Source organism: Actinopolymorpha sp. B9G3 (assembly GCF_040120725.1).
GTDB lineage: Bacteria > Actinomycetota > Actinomycetes > Propionibacteriales > Actinopolymorphaceae > Thermasporomyces.
In genome coordinates, this window is record NZ_JBEEAB010000017.1 from 122,289 (window position 1) to 147,306 (window position 25,018).

24 protein-coding genes are annotated in these 25,018 nt (G+C 68.5%); 8 read left to right on the forward strand and 16 right to left on the reverse strand.

Features of this window, described 5'->3' with window-relative positions; genetic code table 11:
* Positions 1–19: 19 nt before the first annotated feature.
* The 4 genes from ABNF93_RS25625 to dut form a co-directional block, all read right to left on the reverse strand.
* Positions 20–730, reverse strand: coding sequence for a DUF3159 domain-containing protein (locus ABNF93_RS25625; protein WP_349330731.1), 711 nt, complete (start codon positions 728–730; stop codon positions 20–22).
* 27 nt (positions 731–757) lie between these two features.
* Positions 758–1,159 (reverse strand): OB-fold nucleic acid binding domain-containing protein, encoded by a 402-nt coding sequence (locus ABNF93_RS25630; RefSeq protein ID WP_349330732.1) that lies wholly within the window; start codon positions 1,157–1,159, stop codon positions 758–760.
* Between the two features lie 108 nt (positions 1,160–1,267).
* On the reverse strand, positions 1,268–1,996 hold the full coding sequence (locus ABNF93_RS25635) for a DUF3710 domain-containing protein (RefSeq protein WP_349330733.1): 729 nt from the start codon (positions 1,994–1,996) through the stop codon (positions 1,268–1,270).
* A 1-nt stretch (position 1,997) separates the two neighbouring features.
* Positions 1,998–2,483: a dUTP diphosphatase gene (gene dut, locus ABNF93_RS25640; protein WP_349330734.1), complete on the reverse strand. Its 486-nt coding sequence runs from the start codon at positions 2,481–2,483 to the stop codon at positions 1,998–2,000.
* Between the two features lie 53 nt (positions 2,484–2,536).
* Between dut and ABNF93_RS25645 the strand changes: the two genes are divergently transcribed.
* Positions 2,537–3,052, forward strand: coding sequence for a DUF3093 domain-containing protein (locus ABNF93_RS25645; RefSeq protein WP_349330735.1), 516 nt, complete (start codon positions 2,537–2,539; stop codon positions 3,050–3,052).
* A 52-nt stretch (positions 3,053–3,104) separates the two neighbouring features.
* Entirely contained in the window at positions 3,105–3,395 is a 291-nt protein-coding gene (locus ABNF93_RS25650; RefSeq protein WP_349330736.1) for a DUF4235 domain-containing protein, read from the forward strand.
* A 167-nt stretch (positions 3,396–3,562) separates the two neighbouring features.
* On the opposite strand, the gene ABNF93_RS25655 is transcribed toward ABNF93_RS25650, so the two are convergent.
* Positions 3,563–3,862 (reverse strand): DUF4193 domain-containing protein, encoded by a 300-nt coding sequence (locus ABNF93_RS25655; protein ID WP_349330737.1) that lies wholly within the window; start codon positions 3,860–3,862, stop codon positions 3,563–3,565.
* A 362-nt stretch (positions 3,863–4,224) separates the two neighbouring features.
* Between ABNF93_RS25655 and ABNF93_RS25660 the strand changes: the two genes are divergently transcribed.
* On the forward strand, positions 4,225–5,205 hold the full coding sequence (locus ABNF93_RS25660; RefSeq protein WP_349330738.1) for an ABC transporter ATP-binding protein: 981 nt from the start codon (positions 4,225–4,227) through the stop codon (positions 5,203–5,205).
* Positions 5,206–5,380: 175 nt separating this feature from the next.
* A complete protein-coding gene (locus ABNF93_RS25665) occupies positions 5,381–6,601 on the forward strand; it encodes an ABC transporter permease (protein WP_349330739.1) in 1,221 nt (406 codons plus the stop codon).
* A gap of 195 nt (positions 6,602–6,796) precedes the next feature.
* On the opposite strand, the gene ABNF93_RS25670 is transcribed toward ABNF93_RS25665, so the two are convergent.
* The 9 genes from ABNF93_RS25670 to ABNF93_RS25710 all read right to left on the reverse strand — a co-directional run bounded on the left by ABNF93_RS25670 (position 6,797) and on the right by ABNF93_RS25710 (position 18,923).
* Positions 6,797–8,632 (reverse strand): ABC transporter substrate-binding protein, encoded by a 1,836-nt coding sequence (locus ABNF93_RS25670; protein ID WP_349330740.1) that lies wholly within the window; start codon positions 8,630–8,632, stop codon positions 6,797–6,799.
* 47 nt (positions 8,633–8,679) lie between these two features.
* Positions 8,680–8,865: a hypothetical protein gene (locus ABNF93_RS25675; protein WP_349330741.1), complete on the reverse strand. Its 186-nt coding sequence runs from the start codon at positions 8,863–8,865 to the stop codon at positions 8,680–8,682.
* Positions 8,862–9,731, reverse strand: coding sequence for an ABC transporter ATP-binding protein (locus ABNF93_RS25680; RefSeq protein WP_349330742.1), 870 nt, complete (start codon positions 9,729–9,731; stop codon positions 8,862–8,864). The genes ABNF93_RS25675 and ABNF93_RS25680 overlap by 4 nt, the downstream gene beginning before the upstream one ends.
* Positions 9,724–10,677: an ABC transporter ATP-binding protein gene (locus ABNF93_RS25685; RefSeq protein ID WP_349330743.1), complete on the reverse strand. Its 954-nt coding sequence runs from the start codon at positions 10,675–10,677 to the stop codon at positions 9,724–9,726. The genes ABNF93_RS25680 and ABNF93_RS25685 overlap by 8 nt, the downstream gene beginning before the upstream one ends.
* A gap of 14 nt (positions 10,678–10,691) precedes the next feature.
* The gene (locus ABNF93_RS25690) at positions 10,692–11,609 is read right to left on the reverse strand and encodes an ABC transporter permease (protein WP_349330744.1); all 918 of its coding nucleotides are present in this window, start codon (positions 11,607–11,609) and stop codon (positions 10,692–10,694) included.
* Between the two features lie 3 nt (positions 11,610–11,612).
* Positions 11,613–12,698 carry an ABC transporter permease gene (locus ABNF93_RS25695; protein WP_349330745.1) on the reverse strand — a complete coding sequence of 362 codons (1,086 nt, stop codon included), beginning with the start codon at positions 12,696–12,698 and terminating at the stop codon, positions 11,613–11,615.
* A 338-nt stretch (positions 12,699–13,036) separates the two neighbouring features.
* Positions 13,037–15,136, reverse strand: a complete 2,100-nt coding sequence (locus tag ABNF93_RS25700; RefSeq protein WP_349330746.1) for a S9 family peptidase — start codon at positions 15,134–15,136, stop codon at positions 13,037–13,039.
* Between the two features lie 83 nt (positions 15,137–15,219).
* Positions 15,220–17,604, reverse strand: a complete 2,385-nt coding sequence (locus ABNF93_RS25705; protein ID WP_349330747.1) for a LuxR C-terminal-related transcriptional regulator — start codon at positions 17,602–17,604, stop codon at positions 15,220–15,222.
* 239 nt (positions 17,605–17,843) lie between these two features.
* Positions 17,844–18,923, reverse strand: coding sequence for a ferrochelatase (locus ABNF93_RS25710; RefSeq protein ID WP_349330748.1), 1,080 nt, complete (start codon positions 18,921–18,923; stop codon positions 17,844–17,846).
* Between the two features lie 95 nt (positions 18,924–19,018).
* Here ABNF93_RS25710 and ABNF93_RS25715 point away from each other — a divergent pair, with 95 nt between their 5' ends.
* From ABNF93_RS25715 to ABNF93_RS25725, 3 genes are all read left to right on the forward strand, one after another.
* Entirely contained in the window at positions 19,019–20,242 is a 1,224-nt protein-coding gene (locus ABNF93_RS25715; protein ID WP_349330749.1) for an MFS transporter, read from the forward strand.
* 110 nt (positions 20,243–20,352) lie between these two features.
* Entirely contained in the window at positions 20,353–21,504 is a 1,152-nt protein-coding gene (gene sepH, locus ABNF93_RS25720; RefSeq protein WP_349330750.1) for a septation protein SepH, read from the forward strand.
* A gap of 220 nt (positions 21,505–21,724) precedes the next feature.
* A complete protein-coding gene (locus ABNF93_RS25725; RefSeq protein ID WP_349330751.1) occupies positions 21,725–22,249 on the forward strand; it encodes a hypothetical protein in 525 nt (174 codons plus the stop codon).
* Here ABNF93_RS25725 and ABNF93_RS25730 read toward each other — a convergent pair.
* Entirely contained in the window at positions 22,195–22,875 is a 681-nt protein-coding gene (locus ABNF93_RS25730; RefSeq protein WP_349330752.1) for a nucleoside/nucleotide kinase family protein, read from the reverse strand. The genes ABNF93_RS25725 and ABNF93_RS25730 overlap by 55 nt on opposite strands.
* Complete coding sequence (locus ABNF93_RS25735) at positions 22,872–23,813, reverse strand: sulfurtransferase (protein WP_349330753.1); 942 nt, start codon at positions 23,811–23,813, stop codon at positions 22,872–22,874. The genes ABNF93_RS25730 and ABNF93_RS25735 overlap by 4 nt, the downstream gene beginning before the upstream one ends.
* Positions 23,814–23,992: 179 nt before the next feature.
* Between ABNF93_RS25735 and ABNF93_RS25740 the strand changes: the two genes are divergently transcribed.
* On the forward strand, positions 23,993–24,985 hold the full coding sequence (locus tag ABNF93_RS25740; RefSeq protein WP_349330754.1) for a S66 peptidase family protein: 993 nt from the start codon (positions 23,993–23,995) through the stop codon (positions 24,983–24,985).
* Positions 24,986–25,018 lie beyond the last annotated feature (33 nt).

Here is a 25,018-nt window from a genome sequence, read left to right on the forward strand (position 1 = left end):
CACGTGTGGCGTCGCGACCTCAGGAGCCGCCACGGGCCTGCCCGATCTTGTCGGCGGCCTGCTTCACCGCCGCCCAGTGCTCCCGCGGCACCGAGCCCTTGATGACGATGTAGCTGAGCCACAGGACGAGCAGCCACAACGGCCAGCCGAGGGCCACCCGGGCGATTCCGAGTGCGACGACCTCGCCGGCGAGATACAGCGGCAGCTGCACCGCCAGTTTGACCGCGAACAGACCCACCCAGAGCCAACCTGCCCGCATGAACGCGCTCAGCAGCACGGGATCCTGCCGCCAGGTGGTTCCCCAGCCCGCGGCGAAGCCCACGATCAGACCGATCAGCGGCCAGCGAAGGAGGTTTCCGACAAGATAGGCGACGGCGTAGCCGGCGTTGATGAACAGACCCGGGAGATAGAAGTCCTCGGCCTTCCCGGTGGCGTTCGCGATCAGCGCGGCAATGGCGACGCCGATGAAGCCGCCGATGATGTTCTGTAGCGGGTCGCGACGTACCAGCCGGATCACGGCCAGCACCGCACCGACCGACAGCGCGATGATCAGCGCCAACCGGAGATCCTGGCCAGACACCGTGTAGGCGATGAGGAAAGCCACGCCGGGTATACCCGCGTCGAGCATGCCTCCCCAGCCGCCGAACGCCCGGACGAGGGAGAACCCCTCCTGCGCCGAAGGTTCCGGCTCGTCCACGCGCTGTTGTTCGGCCGGCTGTTGGTCGGTCACCGCTGCTCCTTAGTGGTCCGGGTCACCTTAGTGGTCCGGGTCATCTGTGGGCCGAAGCTCATAACGTGGGTTGTACATGATCCGCTCGTCGTCGCGGGAAGCGATCAGACCCTTGGCGATCAGGCTGCGGCCAGGTTCGATGCCGGCGATCCGGCGCCGGCCCAGCCAGACCAGGGTGACGGAGCCGGAACCGTCGTACAGCTCGGCCTCCAGCGCCGGGACGCCGCCTCGCGGTCTGAGGGTGACCGTGCGGAGAGTGCCGCAGAGTTGGACCTGTTCACGGTGAGCACAGCTCCCGATCGGCTCATAACCCGATTCGAACACGTCGTCCTGCAGCTCGGCCGCCTCCAGCGCGTCCTGGCTGCTTGCGAGCCGGGAGAGGGCGCGGCGCCACATGCCGGTGCGCGTGGTCTTTCCACCCTCACTCATGGGGGTCACGCCTCCTGGCCTCGGTCATGCGACGCAGGTTACCCGTGCCCGTGCCGCTTCGACCGGTCGACCAGTCGCCGGACGACTGCGGAGCCGTTCCGAGCCCGCCTACGCAGGTCGCGCCGCATGGGGGTCGCGCAACGGGATCATCTCGCCGGGCGCCATCGGACTCTTGCCGCGCACGACGACAATCGCGGACATGGCGGAAAGCAGAGGGCCCGCAGCCGCCGGGTCCGAGGCGGCCTGGCCGTGCAGGGTGCCGCGGAGGCCCCAGCGTGGGCCGTCGACGCCGACGAACCGCAAGGTCTTGTTGACCGGCTGACCGTCAGGTGTCCGACCCGGCATGATCACCTTGAGCTCGCGTCCGAACGGGCCCTCCCCCTCGGTCACGACCCCGCCCGCTCGCGTGACGTCGGCCGAGACGCTGCGCCGGTCCTCGTCCCAGAGGCCGCGGCTCTTCGGCGCCGCGAAGGCGCGTAGCTCGAGCGCTGATGCGCCCTGCACGAGGAACACGGCATCCACCTGTGATGCCTGGTTGATTCCCACCTTGACCTCGACTCCGGCCATTCTGGGGATCTGCAGGGCGCCGAAGTCGTCCCGGCCGGCCGCCGCGGGATCGGAGCCGTGCTCCACCTCGCTGGAGTCGTAGGGTCCTGGGCGTGAGGGGACGCCCGGGGCTCCGGAAGCGGCGGTCGGTGCACCCCCGGCGTACGGATCTGCCGGATCCCACGCCGCCTGGTCAGCCATGGCGTCGTCGGGACCTCGGCCGCGACGCCTCCGGTCCCGCGCGTCGAGATCGGAGGTCGTCTGCGAAGGCTGCGCCTTGCGAAAGACCACGTCAGGTTCCTCCCCCACGGGTCTGGCCCGCCTCGGTAAAGCCACCGGTCGAGCCATAGCCGCCGTCACCTCGCAACGATTCGGGCAGGGTGTCGACCTCGATGAAGTGGGCCCGCTCGACACGCTGGACGACGAGTTGGGCGATCCGGTCACCACGACGGAGCTCGATCGGTTGGTGCGGGTCGAGGTTGATCAGGACGACGCGGAGTTCTCCCCGGTAGCCGGCGTCGACGGTGCCAGGCGCGTTCACGATCGACATCCCGCATCGTGCCGCGAGGCCGGACCTCGGATGGACGAAGGCGACGTACCCGGCCGGCAGTGCGAGGGCGATGCCGGTGGGCACGACCGAACGCTCCCCCGGCTGGAGGGTGAGGCCAACCGTGGTGACAAGATCGGCACCGGCGTCACCCGCATGAGCATAGGCGGGAATGGTGACGTCTGGGTCGAGACGCCGGATGAGAACCGGTACGTCGTTCTCGGGGGTCACGGTGCCTGACCCTACCCGTGGCACCGAGCGGGTGGATGGGAGGCTTGGCGGTCGTGAACGCACCGGCGGAGACCGACCCTGACCGGCACCAGTCCACGGCTGGCGCCACCCGCTACACCGAGCGCCTGTGGGTCCCGGTCTGGTGGTGGCTGGTCGTGGGCGGGCTGGCGGGCTCCTTCTGGTTCGCGGCCCAGCACGGGTGGCCGCATCTCGGTGGGCACATCGCCGGACTCGCCACGACGCTGCTGTGCGCCGCCGGCCTCCTCGTCTACGGCCGGCTCGCGATCCGGGTCGACCAGCACTCGCTCCGGGTGGGCTCTGCCCGCCTCCCTCTCACGGCGGTGGGCTCGGCGCTTCCACTCTCGTCCGCGCAGGCGCGTGCCCTCCGCGGGCCGGCGGCAGACGCGACCGCACGGATGTTCCTGCGGCCCTACCTCCCCCGCGGGATCCGCGTCGAGGTCACCGACCCCGCCGATCCGACGCCGTACTGGTACGTCGCGACCCGGCGCCCGGAAGCCCTCGCCCGCGCGCTCGATGACGCGGTGGCGGCTGCGAGGACTCGAGACTGACCCCGCGGGCCGGTACCGCGTGGAAGACTCGGGACAAGAACGGAGGTTTCACGTGGCTGGGTCGAAGCTTGGATGGACCGTCGTACGCGGACTGAGCACCTTCGCCGCCGTGGCGGTGACGAAGAAGGGGGTCGACACCGGCTGGCGCTGGGTCACGGGCAATGAGCCGCCGGCCGACCCGGACGATCCGGACCTCACCTGGCGCGAAGCCGTCACCTGGGCGGTGGCGAGTGGTGTCGGGGTCGCGGTCGCCAGGCTCCTTGCCGGCCGTCAGGCCGCCCGGATGTGGCGCAAGTGGACCGGTGAGCTGCCGCCCGGCCTGCGGCCCGACGACTCCGCGTGACGCGGGCATCCGGTTTCCGGCTCATAGGGCCAGCGCGGGTCACACGTGACGCGTCCGGCGCCGTGCCGACCGACTTCTCGAGCGGTCAACACGGCGCCGGACGCGTTCCTGCGAGCGACTCTGGCCAGACCCTTGTCCGTGGCCACCAGCAGGCGGCCCGGACCGGGCTAGGCAGCACAGTCGCGGCAGACCGGTTGGCCCTTCTTCTCGAATGCGAGCTGGCTCCGGTGGTGGACCAGGAAGCAGTTCGAGCAGGTGAACTCGTCTGACTGGCGGGGCAGCACCCGCACGGATAGTTCTTCGTTGGACAGGTCCGCACCGGGCAGTTCGAACGTCTCGGCTACTTCGGCCTCGTCGACGTCGACCTTCCCTGAGTTCTTGTCCATGCGCCGCGCCTTGAGCTCCTCGATGCTGTCCTCGGAGAGCTCTTCGTCTGTCTTGCGTGGCGCGTCGTAGTCGGTGGCCATCGTCCCTCTTCCCCCTGGCTCAGCGGGTGTTGCGGTACGCACATCCTTGTGCGCAAACGTCGCGCTCGACCCCCTCTGGTGGTGGCGCGCTTGGCGGTGCGCCCATCACCGCTTGTCGAGCACGTAACGCGTGGCGGGCTGAACTTGTGCCCGATTCGCGGGCGCAGATTCTGCCCTATGCAGATCCGGCACACTCGTACTGGATCCGCGTGTCGCTCGTGATCTTGCGGACGTACATCCCCGTTACGCCTGTGTCACTGTCACCCCTCTTTCATGGGGGCGCCCGGATCCTACCCCGGAGCGATAGGAAACCGTCCCCGAGGATGACATCGAGCAAGGTGTACGCCTGAGAGCCTTGGTTGGTGCTCGAACTACTTGGCGTAACCAAGCGATACGGCGACCGCGTCGCCGTCGATAACCTCTCCTTGTCCGTTTTGCCCGGCCAGATGTTCGGGTTCGTCGGGACGAACGGCGCTGGCAAGACGACCACGATGCGCATACTCATGGGTGTCCTGGCCCAGGACGCCGGTGCCGTCCACTGGCACGGTCGATCGGCTGATGCCGACGCCCGCCGGGGTTTCGGGTATATGCCCGAAGAACGCGGCCTCTACCCCAAGATGCGGATCCGGAACCAACTGATTTATCTGGCCCGGTTGCGCGGGACCCCGCCGACGGTGGCAGCCGCATCGGTCGCCTCGCTGCTGGGCGAGTTCGGCCTGGCCGACCGAGCGAACGAACGCGTGGAGCAACTGTCCCTCGGCAACCAGCAGCGGGTGCAGCTGGCCGCCGCGCTGGTCCACGATCCGGAGCTGCTCGTGCTCGACGAGCCGTTCTCCGGCCTCGACCCGGTAGGAGTCGATGCCCTCGCCCACATTCTGAGCGAGCGGGTCCGGCGAGGTGTCGGCGTCCTCTTCTCCAGCCACCAGCTGGAGCTCGTGGAGCGGTTGTGCGATGCCGTCGGGATCATCCAGGCGGGGCGGATCGTCGCGTCCGGCCCGGTCGAGGACCTTCGCAACAAGGATCGTCCACGCCGTTACCGGGTGGTGGTCGGCGCACCGCCGGGGTGGAGCGCGGCAGTGCGGGGCGCCCAGGTCCTCACCGAGCGGCCTGCCGTTGGACCGACAAAGAGGGCGGCCACCGAGACGGTGGTCGAGCTCGCCGAGGGAACCGACGACCAACTCCTGCTCGACACTGCCCGTGCCGCTGGTGCGGTCCAGGAGTTCCGCTGGCTGACCCCCACGCTGGCGGAGCTCTTCCGGGAAGCCGTCTCCGAGGCTGACAGCGCCCTTCCGGGGAACGCCACAGGATCGCAGGACACGCAGAAGACGGAGGTCGTCGCATGAGCGCGAGGAGCCCCCACGTAGGTACGCCGAGGAACGAGGTGTGCCGAAGTGAGGCACCGCAGCGGCCATGCGAAAAGGGGAACAGCATGAGCGCGAGGAGCCCCCACGCAGGAACCCCGAGGAACGAGGTGTGCCGAAGTGAGGCACCGCAGCGGCCATGCGAAAGGAGACCAGCATGAGTGCGGCTCTGACCTTCCGGGAGGCGACGCGGACTGTTGCCCGGCGTGAGCTGTCCGAACGGCTGCGTGACCGGTCGTTCTGGTTCTCGACCGTGATCACACTGGTGATCCTGGGAGCCGTGCTGTTCATGCCGAAACTGTTCGGCAATGACGGTACGCACAAGGTGGCGATCGCCGACGGCATCTACAAGCTGTCGGCGGCGGTGAACGCCCAGGAGCAGCTGCTCGGCATCACCATCGAGCAGCACCACTACTCCTCCGAGGCGCGGGCCAAGGCGGCCGTCGAGGACGGCGACCTCGACGCCTACATCATGAAGGACAAGATCCTCGTCAAGGAGGACCTGGACGACACGCTCGCGGCCGCGCTGCAGGCGGCCCATCGCGACGTGACCGCCACGGCGCAGCTTCGCGCCAAGGGGCTCGACCTGGACGAAGCGCGGGCCGTCCAGTCCGTGCCTCCGCTCGCCGTCGACGCGCTCGACCCGCCGGACCCGAAGGCCGAGCAGCGGGGTCAGGTGGCCTTCATCGGCAGCATCGTCCTCTACGGCCAGATCATCGGCTACTGCATGTGGGTGGCGTTCGGAATCGTGGAGGAGAAGGCGAGCCGGGTGGTCGAGCTGATCCTCTCGGCGATCAACACCAAGGCCCTGCTGGCCGGGAAGATCCTCGGCATCGGGCTGCTCGGGTTCCTCCAGCTGACCCTGATCGCGGCCTTCGGCCTGTTGCTCGGCAACGCCACGGGGATGCTGGAGGTGACGCCTGACCTGTTGGTCCCGGTCGGGTTCGTCCTGCTGTGGTTCGTTCTCGGCTACGCCTTCTACAGTGCGGTGTTCGCGGCCAGCGCCGCGCGAGTGTCCCGTCAGGAGGAGCTGCAGAACGTCATCGGGCCGGCGAACATGCTGATCATGGTGTCGTTCTTCGCCACGTTCTACGTCAACTTCAACCCTGACGGGTTGGCGTCGCGACTGCTCGGCGTGATCCCACCTTTCTCCGCGCTGTGCGCGCCGGTACGCATGTCCCGCGGCTCGGCGCCCTGGTGGGAGACGGGACTCGCGTTGGGCCTGATGCTGGCGGCCATCGCTCTTCTCGTCGTCGCCGGCGCCCGGATCTACGAGGGGGCGATCCTGCGGATGGGCGCGAAGATCTCGCTCAAGGACGCCTGGCTCGGCGCGAGGCGGCGGCCGGAAACGGCCGAGGAGGCCTTGTCCGCCGGATGAGTCGCACGGCACATTGTGTGAGGGGCACCCTCATCCAAGGCATGCGCCTGGCGCGCGAAGCGCAGACCACAAGGAATGACCCGAGCGGTCAGGTGACCTGGACACGGACGGACCCCCGACAGGGCATGCCTGCCGGGGGTCCGTCCGTGTTGCTCCGCCGCTCCACTGACCGCGTGGGGTCGGCCGAACTCTCGCTCAGCCGGCGGGTTCGAGCTTCCCGGTCAGCATGAGCAGGACCGTGAAGTTGTCGGCGTACGGCGAGTTGAGCAGGATCGGGTCATCGTCCGGCGGCCAGGCCTTCACCCGATCCCCTTCCAGCGCGGCGTTGTTTCCGTACCGCTCGAAGATCGGGATGATCGGCAACAGCTCGTTGAACGCGATCGCCGCGGTGGCGACGTTCTTCTTCTGCGCCGCTTCGTCGAGACCCTGGCCCGCCTCGGTGACGGTCTTTTCCAGGTCGACCTTGCCGAACGCCTCGGTGGTCTGGTTCAGCTCGAACGCGCTGCCCTTCCCGCCCTGGTTGGCCGCAATCGGGATGTTGTGGGTGAAGAAGTCCGCGACGAACGCGAAGTGCGGATGCGGGTTGCCCGCGCCCCACCCCTGGATCGCGAACTCGAACGCGCCCTTGTCGACATCGATCGGCTGCTGGGTGTGCGTGACGCCACGACCCTTCACCTGGATGCCGAACGACGAGAGCTGCTTGGCGAGCTCCGCACCCGCGGCAGACCAGTCCGCGAACTCGGCCGGGAAGGTCAGCTCGTAGCTTGCCGGCTTGCCGTCGGGCTTCAGCCAGTTGTTGCTCTGCTTCTTCCAGCCTGCCTCGGTGAGCAGGGAAGCCGCCTTGTCCTGGTCGAACTCGTACGGGTTGAGCTGGTCCTGCTCCTCCTGGCTCAGCCAGTCCGGCACCTGGATGTCGGAGAACCCCGCCATGTACTTGACGCCCTTGCCGGACTCGGCGAGCGAGACCGTGCCGTTCTGGTCGCGGTTGATGGCGTGCGCGAGCGCCTGCCGGACCTTGACGTCCTTGAATTCCTTGAGCTTGTCGAGGTTGATGAAGAGCGCGGGACCGGAGTAGACCGGTGGCCGGAGCACCCGGATGTCCTTGTTGATGAACTCCTTCTCCGTTGCCACCGGGAACCCGTGGGTCGCGTAGTCGACCTTCTTGCTCAGCACTAGCGGGGTGATCGTCGGGGTCTCGCCGTTGAAGAGGGTGACAACGTCGAACTTCACCGTGTCGGCCAGGTAACCCTTGTCATTCTTGACGAGCGTCAGCTGGGCGTTGGTGATGCTGTTGGTGTCGAAGGTGAACGGGCCGCTGGCGAGGAACTTGCCCGCCTCCGGCCGGAACGCCTGCAGGTCCTTGTTGAGCGTGCCGCCCTCGGGACTGTCGAGGTCCTTGCCGCCGTCGAACAGCTCCTGGGCACGGGTGGCGAACTCGCCGTAGACCGCGTCAGCGAAGATCGCCTGCCGAAGGACGTAACGTTCGAGCACCGTCGACGGGTTGTTCATCGTGAAGACGACCGTCTGGTCATCGGTCGCCTCGACCTTGGAGACGTAGTTCCAGACGACGTTACGCATGACCCGCAGACACCAGAAGGTCGTAACGACGTCCTTGCTGGTGATGGGCTTGCCGTCACTCCAGGTGAGCCCGGACCGCACGGTGTAGGTGAAGGTCTTGGCAGCGTCGTCGATGGCGAAGTTCTCGGCGAGCAGCAGCTCCCACTTCTTGTCCGCCCAGTAGTACATCCCACCGGGCAGGACCACCAGGTCCTGATAGGCACCACCGGCGATGATGCCGTCGGTGACACCGCTCATCAGGTTGAAGTGACCCTTCGGCGGCACTTGGTACGGCCACGCACCGGCGAACTCGGCACTGCCGCCTCCACCGCCACCGCCGCCGCCGGTGCCTGTCCCGCCCCCGCCGCCGCCACACGCGGCGAGGAGGGCCGCCCCCGCGGCACCGAAACCGAAGATCTCGAGCACGTGTCGACGGGACAACTCCCGCTCGACCGGGCCAGGTGTTGCATTCATTGGGTTCCTCCCCATCAAAGGGTTGTGCCGCATAAGGAGGTGATTCCTCAGCGATTCTTCATTCGTACGAGAACAGCGACCGCCCCAGCGAAGAACACGCTGAGACACAGCATGAACACGGTGATCACGAACTCGGCTGTCCCGGGTTGGACGACGAGCAGCAGGAACCCTGCGCACACGGCAAGGAAAGCCGCCCATCGAAATGCCGCCATTCCGGCTCCGGGACCGATCATGCCGCCGGAACTCCTTTGTCCTGGCCGGCTCGGCTGGCCGCGAGGCGGGCGGCGCGCTTGCGCCGCGCCAGGTCGGGGTCCGGTTCTGGGATAGCCTCCAGAAGTGCTTGGGTGTAGGGATCCTGCGGGTCCGCGATGACGTCGAGGGTCGGGCCGAACTCCACGATCCGGCCCACGTGCATGACGGCGATGTTGCCCTCACGTCCGAAGTACTTCGCCATCGCGAGGTCATGGGTGATGTAGAGGAAGCCGACCCCGAGTTCCTTGCGCAGCTTGGTCAGCATGCCGAGCAGGCCGATCCGGATCGACACGTCCAGCATCGAGGTGGCCTCGTCGGCGATGATCAGCCGCGGGTCGAGCGTGAGCGCCCTTGCCACCGCCACCCGCTGCCGCTGGCCGCCTGACATCTGGTGCGGGAACTTCGTCAGGAACGTCTCCGGAGGTGTGAGACCCACCTGGGTCAGGAGGTCCGACACCCGGCTGCGGGCCTCCGACCTGCTGCGCACCAGGCGGTGCCGGAACAGCGGCGCGGACAGGGTGGCCATGACGTCCTGGATCGGGTTGAGCGAGGCGTACGGATCCTGATGGACGTACTGAACGGCTCGTCGGAAGCTCTTGAACCGCTGCTTGTGCCCGTGGCCCTTGGCGTAGATGTCTCCCTTGTCGAACCGCACGGCACCCTCGGTGGGCTTGAGCAGACCGGACGCGATCTTGGCCGCGGTGCTCTTGCCCGAGCCGCTCTGGCCGACGAGACAGAGCACCTCGCCCTCGGCGAGCTTGAGGGACACATCATCCACGGCACGGACCTCGCCGCGACGGGTCTTGAACACGTGGGTGAGAGAGTCGAGTTCCAGTAGCTCACTCATCGGCCGGACCTCCGTTCGCGGGCGACTCCTGGCCGGTGGCACCGACGGGTGACTCGACGACGGTCGAACCGTCGGCAACCGTGGGCACGGCGTTGATGAGGCTCGTGGTGTAAGGGTGTTGCGGGCGATAGAAGATGTCCCTGACATCGCCCATCTCGACGATCTCGCCGTCGTACATCGTCGCGACCCGCGTCGCGAGCTCGGCCGCCACGGCGAGGTCGTGCGACACGAAGATCATCGCGAAGTCGAGCTTGTCATGCAGGTCGTGGATGAGGTCGACGATCGCCCGCTGGGTCAGGATGTCGAGTGCGGTCGTCGGCTCGTCGAGGATCAGCATCTGCGGGCGCAACAGCATGCTCATCGCGATCAGGACCCGCTGGCGCATCCCGCCGGACAGCTCGTGGGGGTAGGACCTGAGTACCCGGTCGGGTTCGAGGTCGACCTCCTTCAGCACCTCGACACCGCGGTCATGGGCGTCGTGGCGGGACATCGACGTGTCATGTGCCCGGATGGTGTCATAGATCTGGTCCCAGACCCGCAGGACGGGGTTGAAGGAGTTCATCGCGCCCTGGAAGACCATGGCGCACTCGCTCCACCGGAACTGACGCAGCTGCTCGTGGTTCAGGCTCAGGAGATCGACGACCGACCCGTCCCTGCGTCGATAGGTGACCGATCCGCTCGGTATCGAGCCGAGTCTGGGCAGGAGACGCAGAATCGCAAGCCCGAGCGTGGTCTTGCCGCACCCACTCTCGCCGATCAGCGCGATGCTCTCGCCCGGGTAGAGGTCGAAACTCACGCTGTTGACCGCACGCTGTGCGGGATCGTCGACACCCTGGCCGGTTTTGTACTCCACCGAGAGATCCCGCACGGACAGGATCGGCTCACCTGTCGCGGCGACGCCGGACGCCGATCCGGTCACCGTGGGACTCTCCTGCTCGCGATCCACTTGCGTACGTCCTCCTAGTTGTGCCGCAGCCGCGGGTTGAGGATCTCCTCGAACGAGCGGGCCATCGTCACGAGCGCGAGCTGGAGGATGCAGATCGCGAGCACCGGGCCCATGATGTAGAAGAAGCTGCCCTCGAAGAAGATCGCCCCCCGCGTCCACGCGAAGTTGATCATGATGCCCCAGTTATCGCCCTCCATCGGGGCGAGGCCCAGCAGATAGAGGCCGGCCAGCGCGTAGATGGCGTTCGTCATGCCGATGACGAAGTTCATCAGGATGAAGCTCGCCATGTTGGGCAGGATCTCGCGGATGACGATCCGGACGGTGCCGAGGTCGAGCAGCTTGGCCGCCTCGATGTACTCGCGTTCCTTCAACGAGAACACCTGCGCACGCACGGCGCGTAAGAGCCCCGGCCACCCCAGGATGCCGAGGATCACCGCCAGTGCCCAGGAGCTTCCGACCCGGTAGAACGCGGCGAGCACCGCCAGCAGGATGATGCCCGGAACGGTCAGGACGATGTCGGTGGCGGTGACGATGATGGAGTCGACCCGGCCACCGACGTACGCCGCGAGTGCCCCGAAGAGGACGGCGATGACGGTGGAGACGAGTGCCGCCATGAAGCCGACGAAGATTACCGTTCGCCCACCGTTGATGAGCTGCATCAGCACGTCGCGTCCCTCGGAGTCGAAGCCCAGGGGATGCGCGAGCGTCGGTGCGGCGTAGATCCTCGCGACGTCGGTCGGCAGGTCGTCGGGGGTGAACAGCGGACCGATCAGGCAGATGAGCACCATGCCCGCGAAGACGAGAAACCCGATGAAGCCGGTGCGACTGCGCATCAGCGCACGGACGAACGCCCTGAAGACACCGACGTCCTTCTCGTCCGGTGGTGGCGGAGCGTGGAAGTCCGTGGCGCTCGGCTCGAGAATCTGGGCCACGTTTCAGTTCCCTCCGCTCGCGATCCGGATCCGCGGATCGATCCGGCTGTAGAGAAGGTCGGCGACCAGGTTGGCGATCACGACGGAGATGGTGACGACCAGCAGAATCCCTTGAAGGACGGGATAGTCACGCCGGTTGACCGCCTCGAACAGCAGGAAGCCGATGCCTTGGTACTGCGTCACCTGCTCGACCAGGATCGAGCCGCCGACGACGAATCCCAACGACAACGCGAAGCTGGTGAAGAGCGGCAGCATCGCGTTGCGCCCGACGTACTGGAACTGGATCCGCCGGTCGGTGAGCCCACGGGCTCGTGCGACGGTGACGTAGTCCTCGCCGAGCGTCTCGACGGTGGAGGACTTCATCACCAGCATCCAACCGCCGAGCGAGGTCAGCACATAGACCAGCATCGGTAACGCCGCATGGTAGAGCGCGTCCGCGATGAAGGCCGCACTGAACTCCGGAACCACGCCGGGTGAGTAGGCACCGCGCATGTCGGCGATCGGCAGCCATTCCAGCTGTACGCCGAAGAAGACGACGATCATCATCGCGAGCAGGAAGTTGGGGACCGAGTGGGTCACCGAGCCGGCGAAGGTCATCAGATGGTCGAAGATGCCGCCGCGCCGGTAGGCCATCATCATGCCGATCCCGATGCCGAGGATGAAGCTGACGACAAGGGCGATTCCGACGCTGAAGAGTGTCCAGGGAAGGTACGCACCGATCTGGCCGAGCACGGACGAGCCGGGTGAGAGCAGCGACTCGCCGAAGTCACCCCTCACGATGCCGGCGAGATAGTCGAGGTACTGCAGGAGAACCGGCTCGTTGGGATCGAACGAGAACAGTCCCGCGGCCTGGTTGGCGGCGTCCTGGTAGCTCATGCCGTACTGCGCGATCTGCTGGTTGATGTAGACGTCAACCGGGTTGCCAGGAAGGAGTCGCACGAGGAAGAACGTCGCCGTCGCGACGACGTAGATCGTGAACAGTGCCTTGACTATCCGACCGACCACATATCGCGCCGCGGACCTTCGTCCGGACTGTCGCGGAGTCTTGCTCTGCTCGACCGCGTGCTCCGTCTGGTCGGTCGCCGACACTTTCACCTCCCGGTCGTACGGCGCTTGCTGCCTCGGCAGCGCCGCCTGCTTTCCTACAACAACAGCCTTCGATAACTACACAGCGCAGTCGAACGGGAACTCTCCATGCAGGCTTGGGACATCAGGTCACAGGGACTCCGCCTCGCAGGTCCGCGAGACGGAGTTTGACTGCCCGGAAGCTATACCTTCGACCCGGCTGAACGGAACCACATCCAGCAAGATGTAACCCGATTTTGTTGCTGAAATGTGCGCAGTCCCCGTTGGATGCAACCCGTTTCGCGCAATGAAAGACCTGAATTGGCAGCCATGTCACGAATGCCCGGTTCTGGCCGACCGGCTCAGACCAGGTCTGGTCGGGCCCATGGCTCGTCGTGGACGTGCCAGGCGAGGAACGCGTGCACCGTGTCGTACCACACCTTCGCGTGCTGCGGGCTGAGCACCCAGTGGTTCTCGTCAGGGAAGTACAGGAAGCGGTGCGGGAAGTCGTCCGGCTCCCCCTCGTGGCGGTACGACAGCTCCCACCACAGCCGCAACGCCTCGCCGATCGGAACGCGGTAGTCACGGTCGCCGTGGACGACCAGCATCGGCGTGCGGATCCGGTCGGCGAACATGTGCGGCGAGTTGGCGAGAGCGCGCTCCGGTGTGAGCTCGCGGTACCAGTACGCCGCGACGTCGGTCGTCGGCCCGAACTGGTCCAGGGCCCACAGGCTCGCGTGCGTCACGATCGCCTTGAACCGGTCGGTGTGCCCGGCGACCCAGTTGGCCATGTAGCCGCCGAACGACCCGCCCATCGCGGCCGTCGTCTGCTCGTCGATGTCGTCGCGGGCGCAGGCAGCGTCGGTGATGCTCATCAGGTCGGTGAAGGGCTCAGCACCCCAACGTCCCCAACCCCGCTTGACGAACTCGCGGCCGTAGCCGGTGGAGAGTGCGGGGTCGGGCAACAGCACGGCGTAGCCGCGAGCGGCCATCAGCCAGGGGTTCCACCGCCAGCTCCAGGTGTTCCACGAGCCGAGCGGGCCACCGTGGATCCACAACAGCAGCGGAGCGGGTGTGTCGCTCGACGCGCCGGAGGGCAGGACCAGCCAGGCCCGCAGCGGTGTGCCGTCGGCCGCCTCCGTTCTCACCTGGCTGACGTGACCGGGAACGGCCGGCGCCTCGTCCGGTCCGCGCAGGAATGTCGGAGTCTGGTCCTCACGGTCCACGGCCAGCCGGACGGGCGCGAGCGGCGTGTCGATGGACGTACGCAGGGCGTAGAGCGACCGGCCATCCGACGCCGGTGACAGGTTGGTGTAGGCCGCGTCGGCGGCCAACCGGCGGATGTCACCGGTATCGACCTCGAGCGCGAACACCGGCGCTCGGCCGAGTTCGTCGGCGACGAAGTAGAGCACGCTCCCGTCAGGCGACCACCGAGGCCCGGTCGGCCACAGGTCCAGCTCCGGGGTGAGGTCGCGGCCCGGTCCGCCGGTGAGCGGCACGAGCCACAGGGTCTTGTCCGCCGGCGCTTCCGTCGTGCTGCGAAGGTGGCGTACGCATGCCACCCACTGGCCGTCGGGCGAGATCTGCGGCTCCCCGTATTCGTAGGCCTGGTCGCCGCCGAGCACCCGGCGCTCGCCCGTCGCCGTGTCGACCGCCACGAGCTCGGCGCGTACGTCACCGCGTGGGAGGCGAACGCCCCACGTCGTCACCAGGGTGTTGCCGTCGGGACTGACGTCGTAACTGGCCTCGTCGAGGGCACGGCCCGGCTCAGGGGTCAGGTCACGGAGGTCGACGGGTTCGTCCTCCTCCGCGTCGCCCGCGAGCGGCCGCTCCGCGGCGAACAGGCGCACCTCGTCGGGACCGAGGTCGTGGTCCCAGTGCCGAATCGGGTAACCCTCGTGCAGGATCGCCGCAACCGCGTGGTCCTTGCGGTCCTTCCGGCGTTCGGCGTCGTCGTCAGGCGTCTTCGCTCCCGGCAGCGCGGAGGCAGACACGATCAGGGTGCCGGCGGCGCGCGCGACCGCTACCCCGGCGATCCCGCCTGGCCTTGTCGCCACCGCACGCGCCTCGCCGCCGGCGGCGGGGAGCAGCCACAGGGCAGGCTTCTCGTCGTCGGACTCCTTGGATCCTTCGGATTCGGCGTGTGGTCGCTTGGACACGAACAGCAGTGACCCGTCGGGGAGGAACGCCGGGCTGGTCTCGCCACTGGCGCCACGCGTCAGGCGCCGGGCAGGCCTATCCCCGTAGGGGTCGATCCGCCACAGCGCGCTGAGGTAGCTCTTCCTGTCCGGGGCGAGCTGCTGGACGGCCGCCACCAGCTGGCCCCCGTCGGGAGCCAGCCACATGCCCGTCAGCCGCCGCAGCGCGACATAGTGGTCGAGGTCGTGGAACGGTGTCGCCGGATCGGCCACCGGATCCTGCCCGGCTTCCGCGCCTGGTCCGGGCGTCGTCTCCGCAGTCATGATCCAGAGCCTAATGTCCTGGATCGGAAGTTTCTTCCCGGCGGCTCGACGCTCTGGCGCATCCGGTCGCCACCGAGGACACCTCAGGCCAGCTCGGCGTTGACGGCCGCCCATGCCGCGATCTGTGCGCGGCAGTTGAACCCGAACTTGGTGAGGATGTTCTCGATGTGTGCCTCCGCCGTCCGGCGGGAGATGACCAGCCGGGAGGCGATCTCCTTGTTCGTCATCCCCTCCGCGACGAGTGCGGCCACCTCGCGTTCGCGTCTGGTCAGGGCTGCCGGGGCCGCGGGCCTCCGGGAAGCCGGAATTCGTACGGCTGTCGTGCCCCGCCCGGTCGACGGCACAGCGACGGTAGCGCTGCCCGCCACCGCCTGGAGATCCGCCTCGTCACTCAGCGCGAACGCGATCAGCTCCTGTTGCGGGACTGTGGCACCGATCCGCTCGGCCGCCGCGAACGCGTCCTCACCCAGGGCGACCTGGCTGCGCTGCCGGGCCTCCGCACTCCACTCGAGCAGGGTGGTGAAGCCGAAGAGCGGACGGCCGATCAGGTCCCACATCCTGCGTACGGCACCGAGGAGCACCGCGGCTCGGTGCGGGCGGGAGTCGGACGCGGCGACCCATGCCAGGACCTCGAGACAGAAGGGGATGCCGAACTGGTCGTCCAGCTCCGCCTTCTTCCGCAATGCGTCGCCGGCGTACTTCGCGGCCTCCCGCACGTTCCCCGCTGACCACCAGGTGACGCTGAGGTTCCACTCCGTGCACGAGAGCGTCCAGCGTTCGTTCAGAGACACGCAGAGTTCCAGACCGTCGGTGAGCCGGGCGACAGCACGGTCGACATCGCCGCGAAGGAAGTCGGTTCTGGCGTGTTGTCCGAAGATCAGCAGTCCCGGCGCCGTCCAGGCGTTCGCCTGCCGATGCCGAGACAACGCGTCGTCGAGCAACGGCATCGCGTGCTCGAGGTCGTTGACGAAGGTCTCCGCTTCACCGAGGAACTGGGTCGCATACGTCAGGTCGGTCTCGTCGCCGAGCTGCCTGGCGAGGCCCTGACACTCACGGAGCAGGCGCCGGCTCGCCGTGTTGTCACCCTGCAGACTGGCGATCCAACCGGCCATCCACAGCGCGCGGGCGCGTTCACCACTCGGCGCGGTGTCGAGGGCGAGCGCGCGGTCCAACCAGAGCCGACCATCGCGGACGACACCACACGCGACCCAGTAGAACCACAGCGCCGACGCCATCCGCAGCCCGGTCCGTGCCTCCCCTGGTTCGGTGAAGCAATAGTCGAGCGCGGCCCAGATGTTCGATCGCTCGTTCCGTAGCCGCGCCATCCACTCGGCCTGGCGTGGGCCGCACGAGTCGGCGTCGGACTGCTCGGCGATCCGCAGGTAGTAGTCGCGATGCCCGCGCCGGACGGTGGCCTCCTCGCCGCCGGCGACGAGCTGCTCCTGACCGTAGTGCCGGATCGTCTCCAGCATCCGGTATCTCGCCGCCCGCCCGTTGTGGTCGCAGCTGAGGATGGACTTGTCCACGAGTCCCGTCACGCCGGCGAAGACATCCTCCTGGGAGAGGCCCTCGCCTGCGCAGACGCTCTCCACCGCGTCAAGGTCGAACCCGCCGGCGAACACCGAGCACCGTGCCCACAACAACCGCTCGGTTTCGGTGCAGAGGTCGAAGCTCCACTCCACCGCCGCACGCAACGACCTGTGCCGGCCCTGCGCGTCATGCTGGCCGTCGGTCAGCAGCCGGAAGCGATCCTCCAACCGCGCGAGGATCTGCTCCGCCGACAACATCCGCATCCGGACCGCCGCGAGTTCGATGGCGAGAGGTACGCCGTCCAGACGCTGGCAGAGCCGGGCGACGGTCGCCTCGTTGTCGCCGTTGACGCAGAAGCCGGGCGACACGGCCGCGGCTCGATCCTCGAAGAGCATCAGCGCCTCGTGCCGGCGGGCCGGTAACCGACCGGTCGCCTCCCCCGCGAGCCGAGAAACGCCCATGGTCCCCGCAGCGGTCTCGGTAGGAAATGCCAAAGGAGGCACGCGCCAACTGTGTTCTCCGGCAACACCGAGTGATTCCCGACTGGTCGCCAGTATCCGTACCTTTGGTGCCGCCGACAAAAGACGGGTCACGAGTTCGCCGCATCCGTCGAGAACATGCTCGCAGTTGTCCAGAATGAGCAACATTCGCTTGTCTGCGAGATAGCGCAACAATACCGACTCGATATTGCGGACCGACCGGTCGCGGACATCCAGTGCGGCCGCGACCGCCTGTCCGACGAGCAGCGGATCTCTGAGTTTCGCGAGCTCGATCAGACACGCACCGTCAGGGAAGGCTCGGCGGAGCTCACGACCGACCTGCATGGCCAACCGGGACTTGCCGACCCCTCCAAACCCGGTCAACGTCACCAGTCGCGCCGCTGACAAGAGGCGCTTGACGTCCGCCACCGCCTGGCGGCGACCGACGAATGTCGTCACGTCACAGGGAAGAGCACCGTGCCCTGAGGGAAATGTCTGCATCGCGTGTCTACTCAGCAGTGTCCGTGGTCACCCAAAGAAGGGAGCCGGGCATTTCCGCGGTTTGTTGCCCCGTCATGCGCCGGCCATATCCAGGTCATCGTAGCGACACATTTCCAGATCTCGATTTTCCCCGGTCGACTTCGTGGGGGAACCCTCGCGGCCGACTTCCTGCGGGCTTCCTGCGGGAAGGGAGCGTGTCAGTCGGCGCCACAGGCGGCGGGGCGCGGTCCACGGAGATTGGCGCAACAGCCCGCCGGACAGTCACCCCACGCCGGCCCGAGCAGACCTTCGACCGCGGCGGCCGGCGGTTCGGCGATCTCTCCGCGGGCCATCGCGATCCGCTCGAGCACGAGTTCGCGCACCATCGCGACGAACCGCCGGTCGACGCCCGGCGTGGGAACGCGCGCGAACGCCAGCCCCAGCCGTTCTGCGGTCGCCCTCGCCTCGGTGTCGAGGTCGTACATCACTTCCATATGGTCGGAAACGAAACCGATGGGTACGACGGCGACGCCGGGCACGCCCTTGTCGGCGAGGGTGGCGAGGTGGTCGTTGATGTCGGGCTCGAGCCACGGCATGGCGGGCGGACCCGAGCGGCTGCAGTAGGCGAGGTCCCAGTCGAGGCGGGTGCCGATGCGCTCCGCCACCGTGGCGGCGACGACCGCGGACACGTCACGGTGCTCGGCGACATAGCGACCGCCGTCCGGGCCGCTCGCGTCGTTCATCGCCTCGGGGATCGAGTGGGTCACGAACACGACGCGAGCGCCTACGGGCAGCCGAGCCAACGCCTCCTGCGTACCGTCGACGAACGGCGCGACGAAGCCCGGCCGGTTGAAGTAGTGCGGAAGTCGGGTCAACTCCGGCGCCCCCTCACCGACCTCCGCGACGGCTGCCGCCAGGTCCTCGCGATACTGCCGGCAGCCGGAGTACGACGCGTAGGCGCTGGTCAGCAGGCACACCACCCGCCTGGCGCCAGCGTCACGGAGCTCGCGCACGGCGTCGACGAGGTAGGGGGCCCAGTTCCGGTTTCCCCAGAAGACGGGGAGGTCGAGCCCGCTCGCGGAGAACTCGTCGACGAGCGCCTGACGCAACGCCCGGCACTGGTCGTTGATCGGGCTCCGCCCCCCGAAGAGGTCGTAGTGTGCGCCGACCTCGGCGAGGCGTTCGCGCGGTATGCCCCGACCGCGTGTGACGTTCTCGAGGAACGGCAAGACGTCGGCCGGCTTCTCCGGACCCCCGAAGGACACCAGCAGGAGCGCATCGAACGGTTCGGCCGCCATGGATCGATATTCCCAGGCGGTCTGTCGGCGCCCGTCGTTAGGGTGAACGAACTCGAGTCCAGTTCACCGTCGAGCATTTGCGAGCCGCTGGTCACATGTTCACGCCCTACCGCACGATCCTGAGCCTGCCCGGCAGTCTCGCGTTCTCGGCGATCGGGTGGTACGCCCGACTTCCGATGTCGATGACCGGCATCGGCCTCGTGCTCCTGGTGTCGGCGGTGAGCGGCTCCTACGGCCTCGCCGGCTCCGTCGCGGCAGCGTTCATCGTCGCGCAGGCGGTCACGGCTCCGGTGCAGGCGCGGCTGGTCGACCGCTTCGGCCAGGGCCGCGTCATCCCGCCGCTCGCTCTCCTCAACGCGGTGTCGATGGGTGGCGTCATCGTCGCCGTCCAGGCCGGCACCGGCTCGCCGGTGCCGCAGCTCATCGCGGCCGTCTCGGGTGCCACCAGCCCGCTGATCGGTTCGTTCGTGCGGGCCCGCTGGACGCACGTCCTGGAGGGCCGGCCCGGGTTACACACCGCGTTCGCGCTCGAGGCGTTGATCGACGAACTGGTGTTCATGATCGGCCCACCCCTCATCACCCTGCTCGCCACCTCGATCAGCCCCGTCGCCGGACTTGCGGCGGCGGTGTTCGCCGGACTCTCCGGGGCACTGCTGCTCGCCGTACAGCGACGCACGGAACCTCCGGTGCACCAGGTCCGGGCGGGGCAGGGCAGGAAACCTGCTCTGGGCTGGCCGAACCTCGGACCGCTCGTCGTCGCGAGCGCCGGTCTCGGCGTCCTCTTCGGCAGTGCCGAGGTGGTCGTCGTGGCCGTCGCGTCGGAGGGCGGCCAGCGCGCCCTGTCCGGCGTGCTGCTCGGGGTCTGGGCGACGGGAAGCATGCTCGCCGCGCTCGTCATCGGCACACTGCGGCTGCGTACCCCACCCCATGTCCGGCTCCGGGTGAGTGCGGCGGTGCTCGCCGTCACCCTGATCCCGATGCCGTTCATCGGTCACCTCGGCATCCTCGGGGTCGTCATGTTCCTCGCCGGGTTCGCCATCTCACCGACTCTGGTCGCCGTGATGGCGGTGATCGAGCGCACGGTGCCCGCGTCGCGACTGACCGAGGGCATGGCGTGGACGCACACCGGAGTGGCAGCGGGTGTCGCGGCGGGCGCGGCGATCGCCGGACTGGTCGTGGACGCCGCCGGCGGACGCGCGGGGTTCTTCGTCCCGCTCGTCGCGGCCGTCGCCACCGCCCTCGTCACACTCGCCGGCCGCGCGCCCGGCCCGCGGGTTTCCTCGCCCGAAGACGCTAGCCTTGCCCGATCCACGGCCTGATTAATCCAAAGCCTGCCCAAGGACCTCCGATGTCCACGGCGCGCTGCCTGGCGTCGCCCTCCCGAGCCAGGAGAGACTAGACGGGCTCGAGAAGTGGGGAGGCGGAGACGATGCGCGACGTCAAGCTGGTACGTCTCAGCGATGACGGCACCCATCTGGTCCTGACTCACGAGCGCACTGGCGAGGAGTTCGCGCTACGCGTCGACGATCGACTACGGGGAGCAGTGGTGAGTGATCGGGCCCGGCAAGGTGCATTGCCGCTGGAGCGGCAGAGCCGGCTTCGTCCCAAGGAGATCCAGGCCCGCCTGCGGGCCGGTGAGTCCTCAGAGGACATCGCGGCGGCGGCTGACGTGCCGATCGAACGCATCCTGCGCTACGCCGGCCCGGTGCTCGCCGAGCGTGAATACATCGCCGAGCAGGCCCGCCGCTGTGCACTCCGCCGCAATGGACGCGACGGGCCCGGCCAGATTCTCGACGAAGCGGTCGGCAAGCGTCTCGACGAGCTGCAGGTGGGCCGTGACCACGCGAGCTGGGACGCCTGGCGGAGCAGCGAGGGGCGTTGGGTGGTGGCCGTGTCGTTCGGCCTCGGCGGCACCGACCACAAGGCGACGTTCCGCTACGACCCGCTCGGCCGGGTGGTCACGTCCGCGGATGACATCGCCAGGGCTCTCGTCGGCGAGGCCACCCAGCCGGTTCCGGGGCTGACGCCAGAGCTGGCACCAGGGTTCGGGCCTTCCCCTGACGACGCCGACGAACGACACCGCTCCGCCGCGGGTCGTTCCACCCGAGACGGTCACCGGCTGCGGCTCGCACCCGTTCCTTCGCCGGACCCGGGCGTCACCCCGGCCGAGCCGGCCCTTGAGCTTCCCGAGACCGAGGACACGATCGACCTGTCGCAGACCCTGGCCGCCCGTGGGTCTGGACCCAAGCCACAGCCGGGGCGGAGCACGTCCGGCGAGCACCGGCCCGACGCCGGTCCGCCAACCTCGGACTCCGGGGAGCTCGCCCCGGACGAGATGCCCGATCTTGATGATCCGCCCAGCACCGAGCGCGTTGAGGAACCTGCCGTCGCATCCCGGGCCGAGCCGGCTCCCCCGCCCGCCGCCGAGCGGTCCAACGGCAGCGAGCAGGCCACACCGCGTCGGGCCCGCTCGACCGCCGAGGCACGGCGCAAGCGGGCCCGCTCGAGCGGCCGTCGGGGTTCGGTTCCCAGCTGGGACGACATCCTCTTCGGCGGCGGTGGCCGCGAGGCCAAGGACTAGATCGGGCCCGCCTCCCCTGGGTAGAGGACCCCTGCCCAGGGGGTACGCGCATGCCGCTGGCACAATGGCCGCCATGCGTTCACGCGTCTCTTGTCGCTGTTGTTGTCGCTGAGCCACCCCAGGTTCCGCGGCTTTTGTGCCGGTATTCGCCGGCCTCGCGACCTGGTCCTCATCCAAGGGATCGATGCACCCGCGACCAGCAGCTTCAAGGACGTTCGTGATGAATTTCGCCGACTGGACCCGCGCACTTTCCGAGCGAGGGTTCACCATCGTCGCACCCACCCATCCCACGCCGATCCAGGTCTGCGCCCTGATCCCGGACGGCGGTCTGGTTCTGTTCCGGTGCCGCGGCACCCGGGTCACCATGGAGCGCCACCCGGAGTCGGCTCTCTTCGTCGCCGCCCCCGTCGCCAGCCGCGGATGCGACTGCGGCCGCAGCCATGACGACGGCCCTGTCAGTTCCTCGGACGCTCCGCGCTACATCGTCCCCGTCGATGCGCGGCCGGCGCAGATCGTGGCGTACGACGGAATGAGGGATCGCGGCTGGTGCGGCCACGAGGCAGGGCTCCTCGGGCCCGACGAGGCCGCACCGCTGTTCGACACTCTGTGGCGCCGACTGCTTCGCGGCCGTTCCCGCGACGGACTCGACGCCTGGGACGCGCGGGCGGCCGGCGGTCGTCTCGAGTTGACTCAGCGCGAGGTGGTCCGCATCCGCATGCAGGGCCTCGCGGGGTCGTCGTTGTAGACGACGCCGTCCGCCTCGTACGCCGGTCGCTCGGCGGCGAGGTAGAGCCGTTGGCCGGGGAGGTACCGCGCGTGGTAGCGGCGCTTCACCTGCGCGACGTCGCCGAACAGGTCCGCGTCACGCCGGGTCGCACGGCGCAGGATCTCGGCGAAACCGACCGAGACGAAGAGGCGGAGGTCCCACGCGGCTCGCAACTCCGGGCGGAGCAGGAATACGCCGTCGAAGACCAGGACTGAGTCCGGCACCGCCAGGACGGGCGGCGTCTCGACCGGGCGGTCGGCGCGGTAGTCGTAGACCGCGGAGCGATACCGCAGGTCACCGTCCGGTCCGAGCGGATCCAGCAGGAACGTACGAACGGCCGATGTGTCGAAGGAGTCCGCGTAGTAGCCGTACGGCGACAGCTCACCCCGCTGCCGGCGTAGCGCCCGAGGTCGGTGGAACCCGTCGATCGACCCGCGGATCACGTGCCGACGCCGCGCCCGGAGCACGTCGGCGACCTCGTTGGCCAGCGTGGTCTTGCCTGCCGCATCCACGCCATCGATCGCCACCCGTACCGGATGCGGTCGGCGGACTGCCTCGATGAGGTCGGCGAGCCTGGTCAGGAGTTCGGTCCGTGCGGCGCTCACCCCTGACGCTCGCCACCACGCGCGTGCTCCGCGAACCACCCGCCGGTCGGTGGGCTCTGCTGTGCCCCTGGTTGGGCACCGGGCGGATCCGGATGCGTGCCCGTCGCCACGGGACGGCTCGGGTCGGACACCCAGTCCGACCATGAGCCGACATACAGCGCGGCCGGGATTCCGGCCAGTTCGAGCGCGAGCACCTCGTGGGCCGCGCTCACGCCGGATCCGCAGTAGACGCCGACCGGGCTCTCGGGCTTCACACCCAGGCCGGCGAACCGCTTCCGCAGCTCCGCGGCGGCGCGAAAGCCGCCTGAGCCACTGGTGTTGGCGTCGGTGGGTGCGTTCAGGGCTCCTGGAATGTGGCCGGCAACCGGGTCGACCAGCTCGCTCTCGCCGCGGTACCGCTCCCCCGCCCGGGCGTCGAGCAGCACGCCCTCGCGTGCCATCCGTGCGGTACCGTCGGCGTCGAGCAGGGCCATCCCACCCGGTTGCGCTTCGAAGTCACCTGGCGCGACGTCCGGCGTCGTCGACTCGACCTGCAGGCCGGCCGCCATCCATGCGGGGAAGCCGCCGTCGAGAAACTGGACCGCGGTGTGGCCGAAGTACCGAAGGCACCACCATGCTCGGGCGGGACCGAAGCCGTCCTGCTCGCCATAGACCACGACCGCTCGGTCGGCCCACACCCCCGCCTGCCGCATGGCCTGGGAGAAGGCCTCCGCATCCGGCAGCGGATGCCGGCCCCCGCCATACCGTTGCCCGGACCCGCCGGGCGGAGCGGACAGGTCCTTGTCGAGGTCGACAAACCGGGCGCCAGGAATGTGGCCGACGTCGTACCGGCTCCGACCTGGTGGTCCGGTCAGCGCCCACCGGACGTCGAGCACGGCCGGCGGCCGGTCCGACCGCAGGGTTTCGGACAGCTCGGAGACTGAGATCAGCGCACTCACGGCACGCAGTCTTCCAAATCCGACCGCCATGCCACACACAACCCGCGGGCTCGGGAACCGCTGATCCTCGCCATGACCGATCGCTACCCTCGCGCGGACCACCGCCCTCGTGACGAGGCCGCATCTGACAGGCTGCTCCGAAGTGCTGTCGACGGGCGCGGCGAGAAGGAGTGGCATCGATGCCAGGACAACACGGGGGACGCCAGCACGACCGGCCCCGCCACAACGACCGGCCCCGCCAGAACGACCGGCCCCGGCGACTTCGCGCCGGAGTCCGGGTGAGCGTCGTGGCGCCCGCCGGACCAGTGGCGCCGGACCTGCTCGACAAGGGGGTGGCGATCCTGTCGGCCTGGGGGCTGGACGTACGCCTCGGCACGTACGTACACGCCCGGCATCCCCGGTTCGACTATCTCGCCGGTACGGACGGACAACGGGCCGAGGACCTGACGCGGGCCTGGTGCGATCCGGAGACGGTCGCGGTGTTCTGCGCCCGCGGCGGCTACGGTGCGATGCGGACTCTCGACCTTCTCGACTGGGACGCACTCGCCGCAGCACCGGCCAAGGTCTTCACCGGGTCCAGCGACATCACGGCACTCCACCAGGTGATCGGCTCGCGGCTGCGTATCCCTACCGTTTTCGGCGCGATGGTGGGCAGCGGCTCCTTCGTCGACGACCCGGTGGCCCAGGACAATCTGCGCCGCATGCTGTTCGCGCCCGATGCTGGCGTGCTGCTCGAGAGTCCGCGGGCCGCGCCACTGGTACCTGGTCGGGCACGCGGGATCGCGGTCGGCGGCAATTTGAGCCTGGTCGCGAGTGGTGCCGGGGTCCCGGAGATCGCACCGCCGCCTCCGGGGGCGATCGCGCTGCTCGAGGACGTCACCGAGGAGCCGTACCGCATCGACCGGTACCTCAGCCACCTCCGCCGGGCCGGGTGGTTTCGCAACGTGGCCGGCATCGCCCTCGGCTCGTGGGTCGACTGTGGTGAACTCGCCGACGTCCGGGAGGTCCTGTCCGACCGGCTGGGCGATCTCGGCGTACCCATCGTCTGGGAGCTCGGGTTCGGCCACTGCCGTGGGCAGCTCGCGGTCCCGCTCGGCAGCGAGGTCGAGCTGGAATCAGACGCCCAGACCGGTACCGCCAGGCTGAGACTGACCGAACCTGCCCTCGCCTAGCGTCCGGAGGAAGGGCCACGACCGCACACGTCC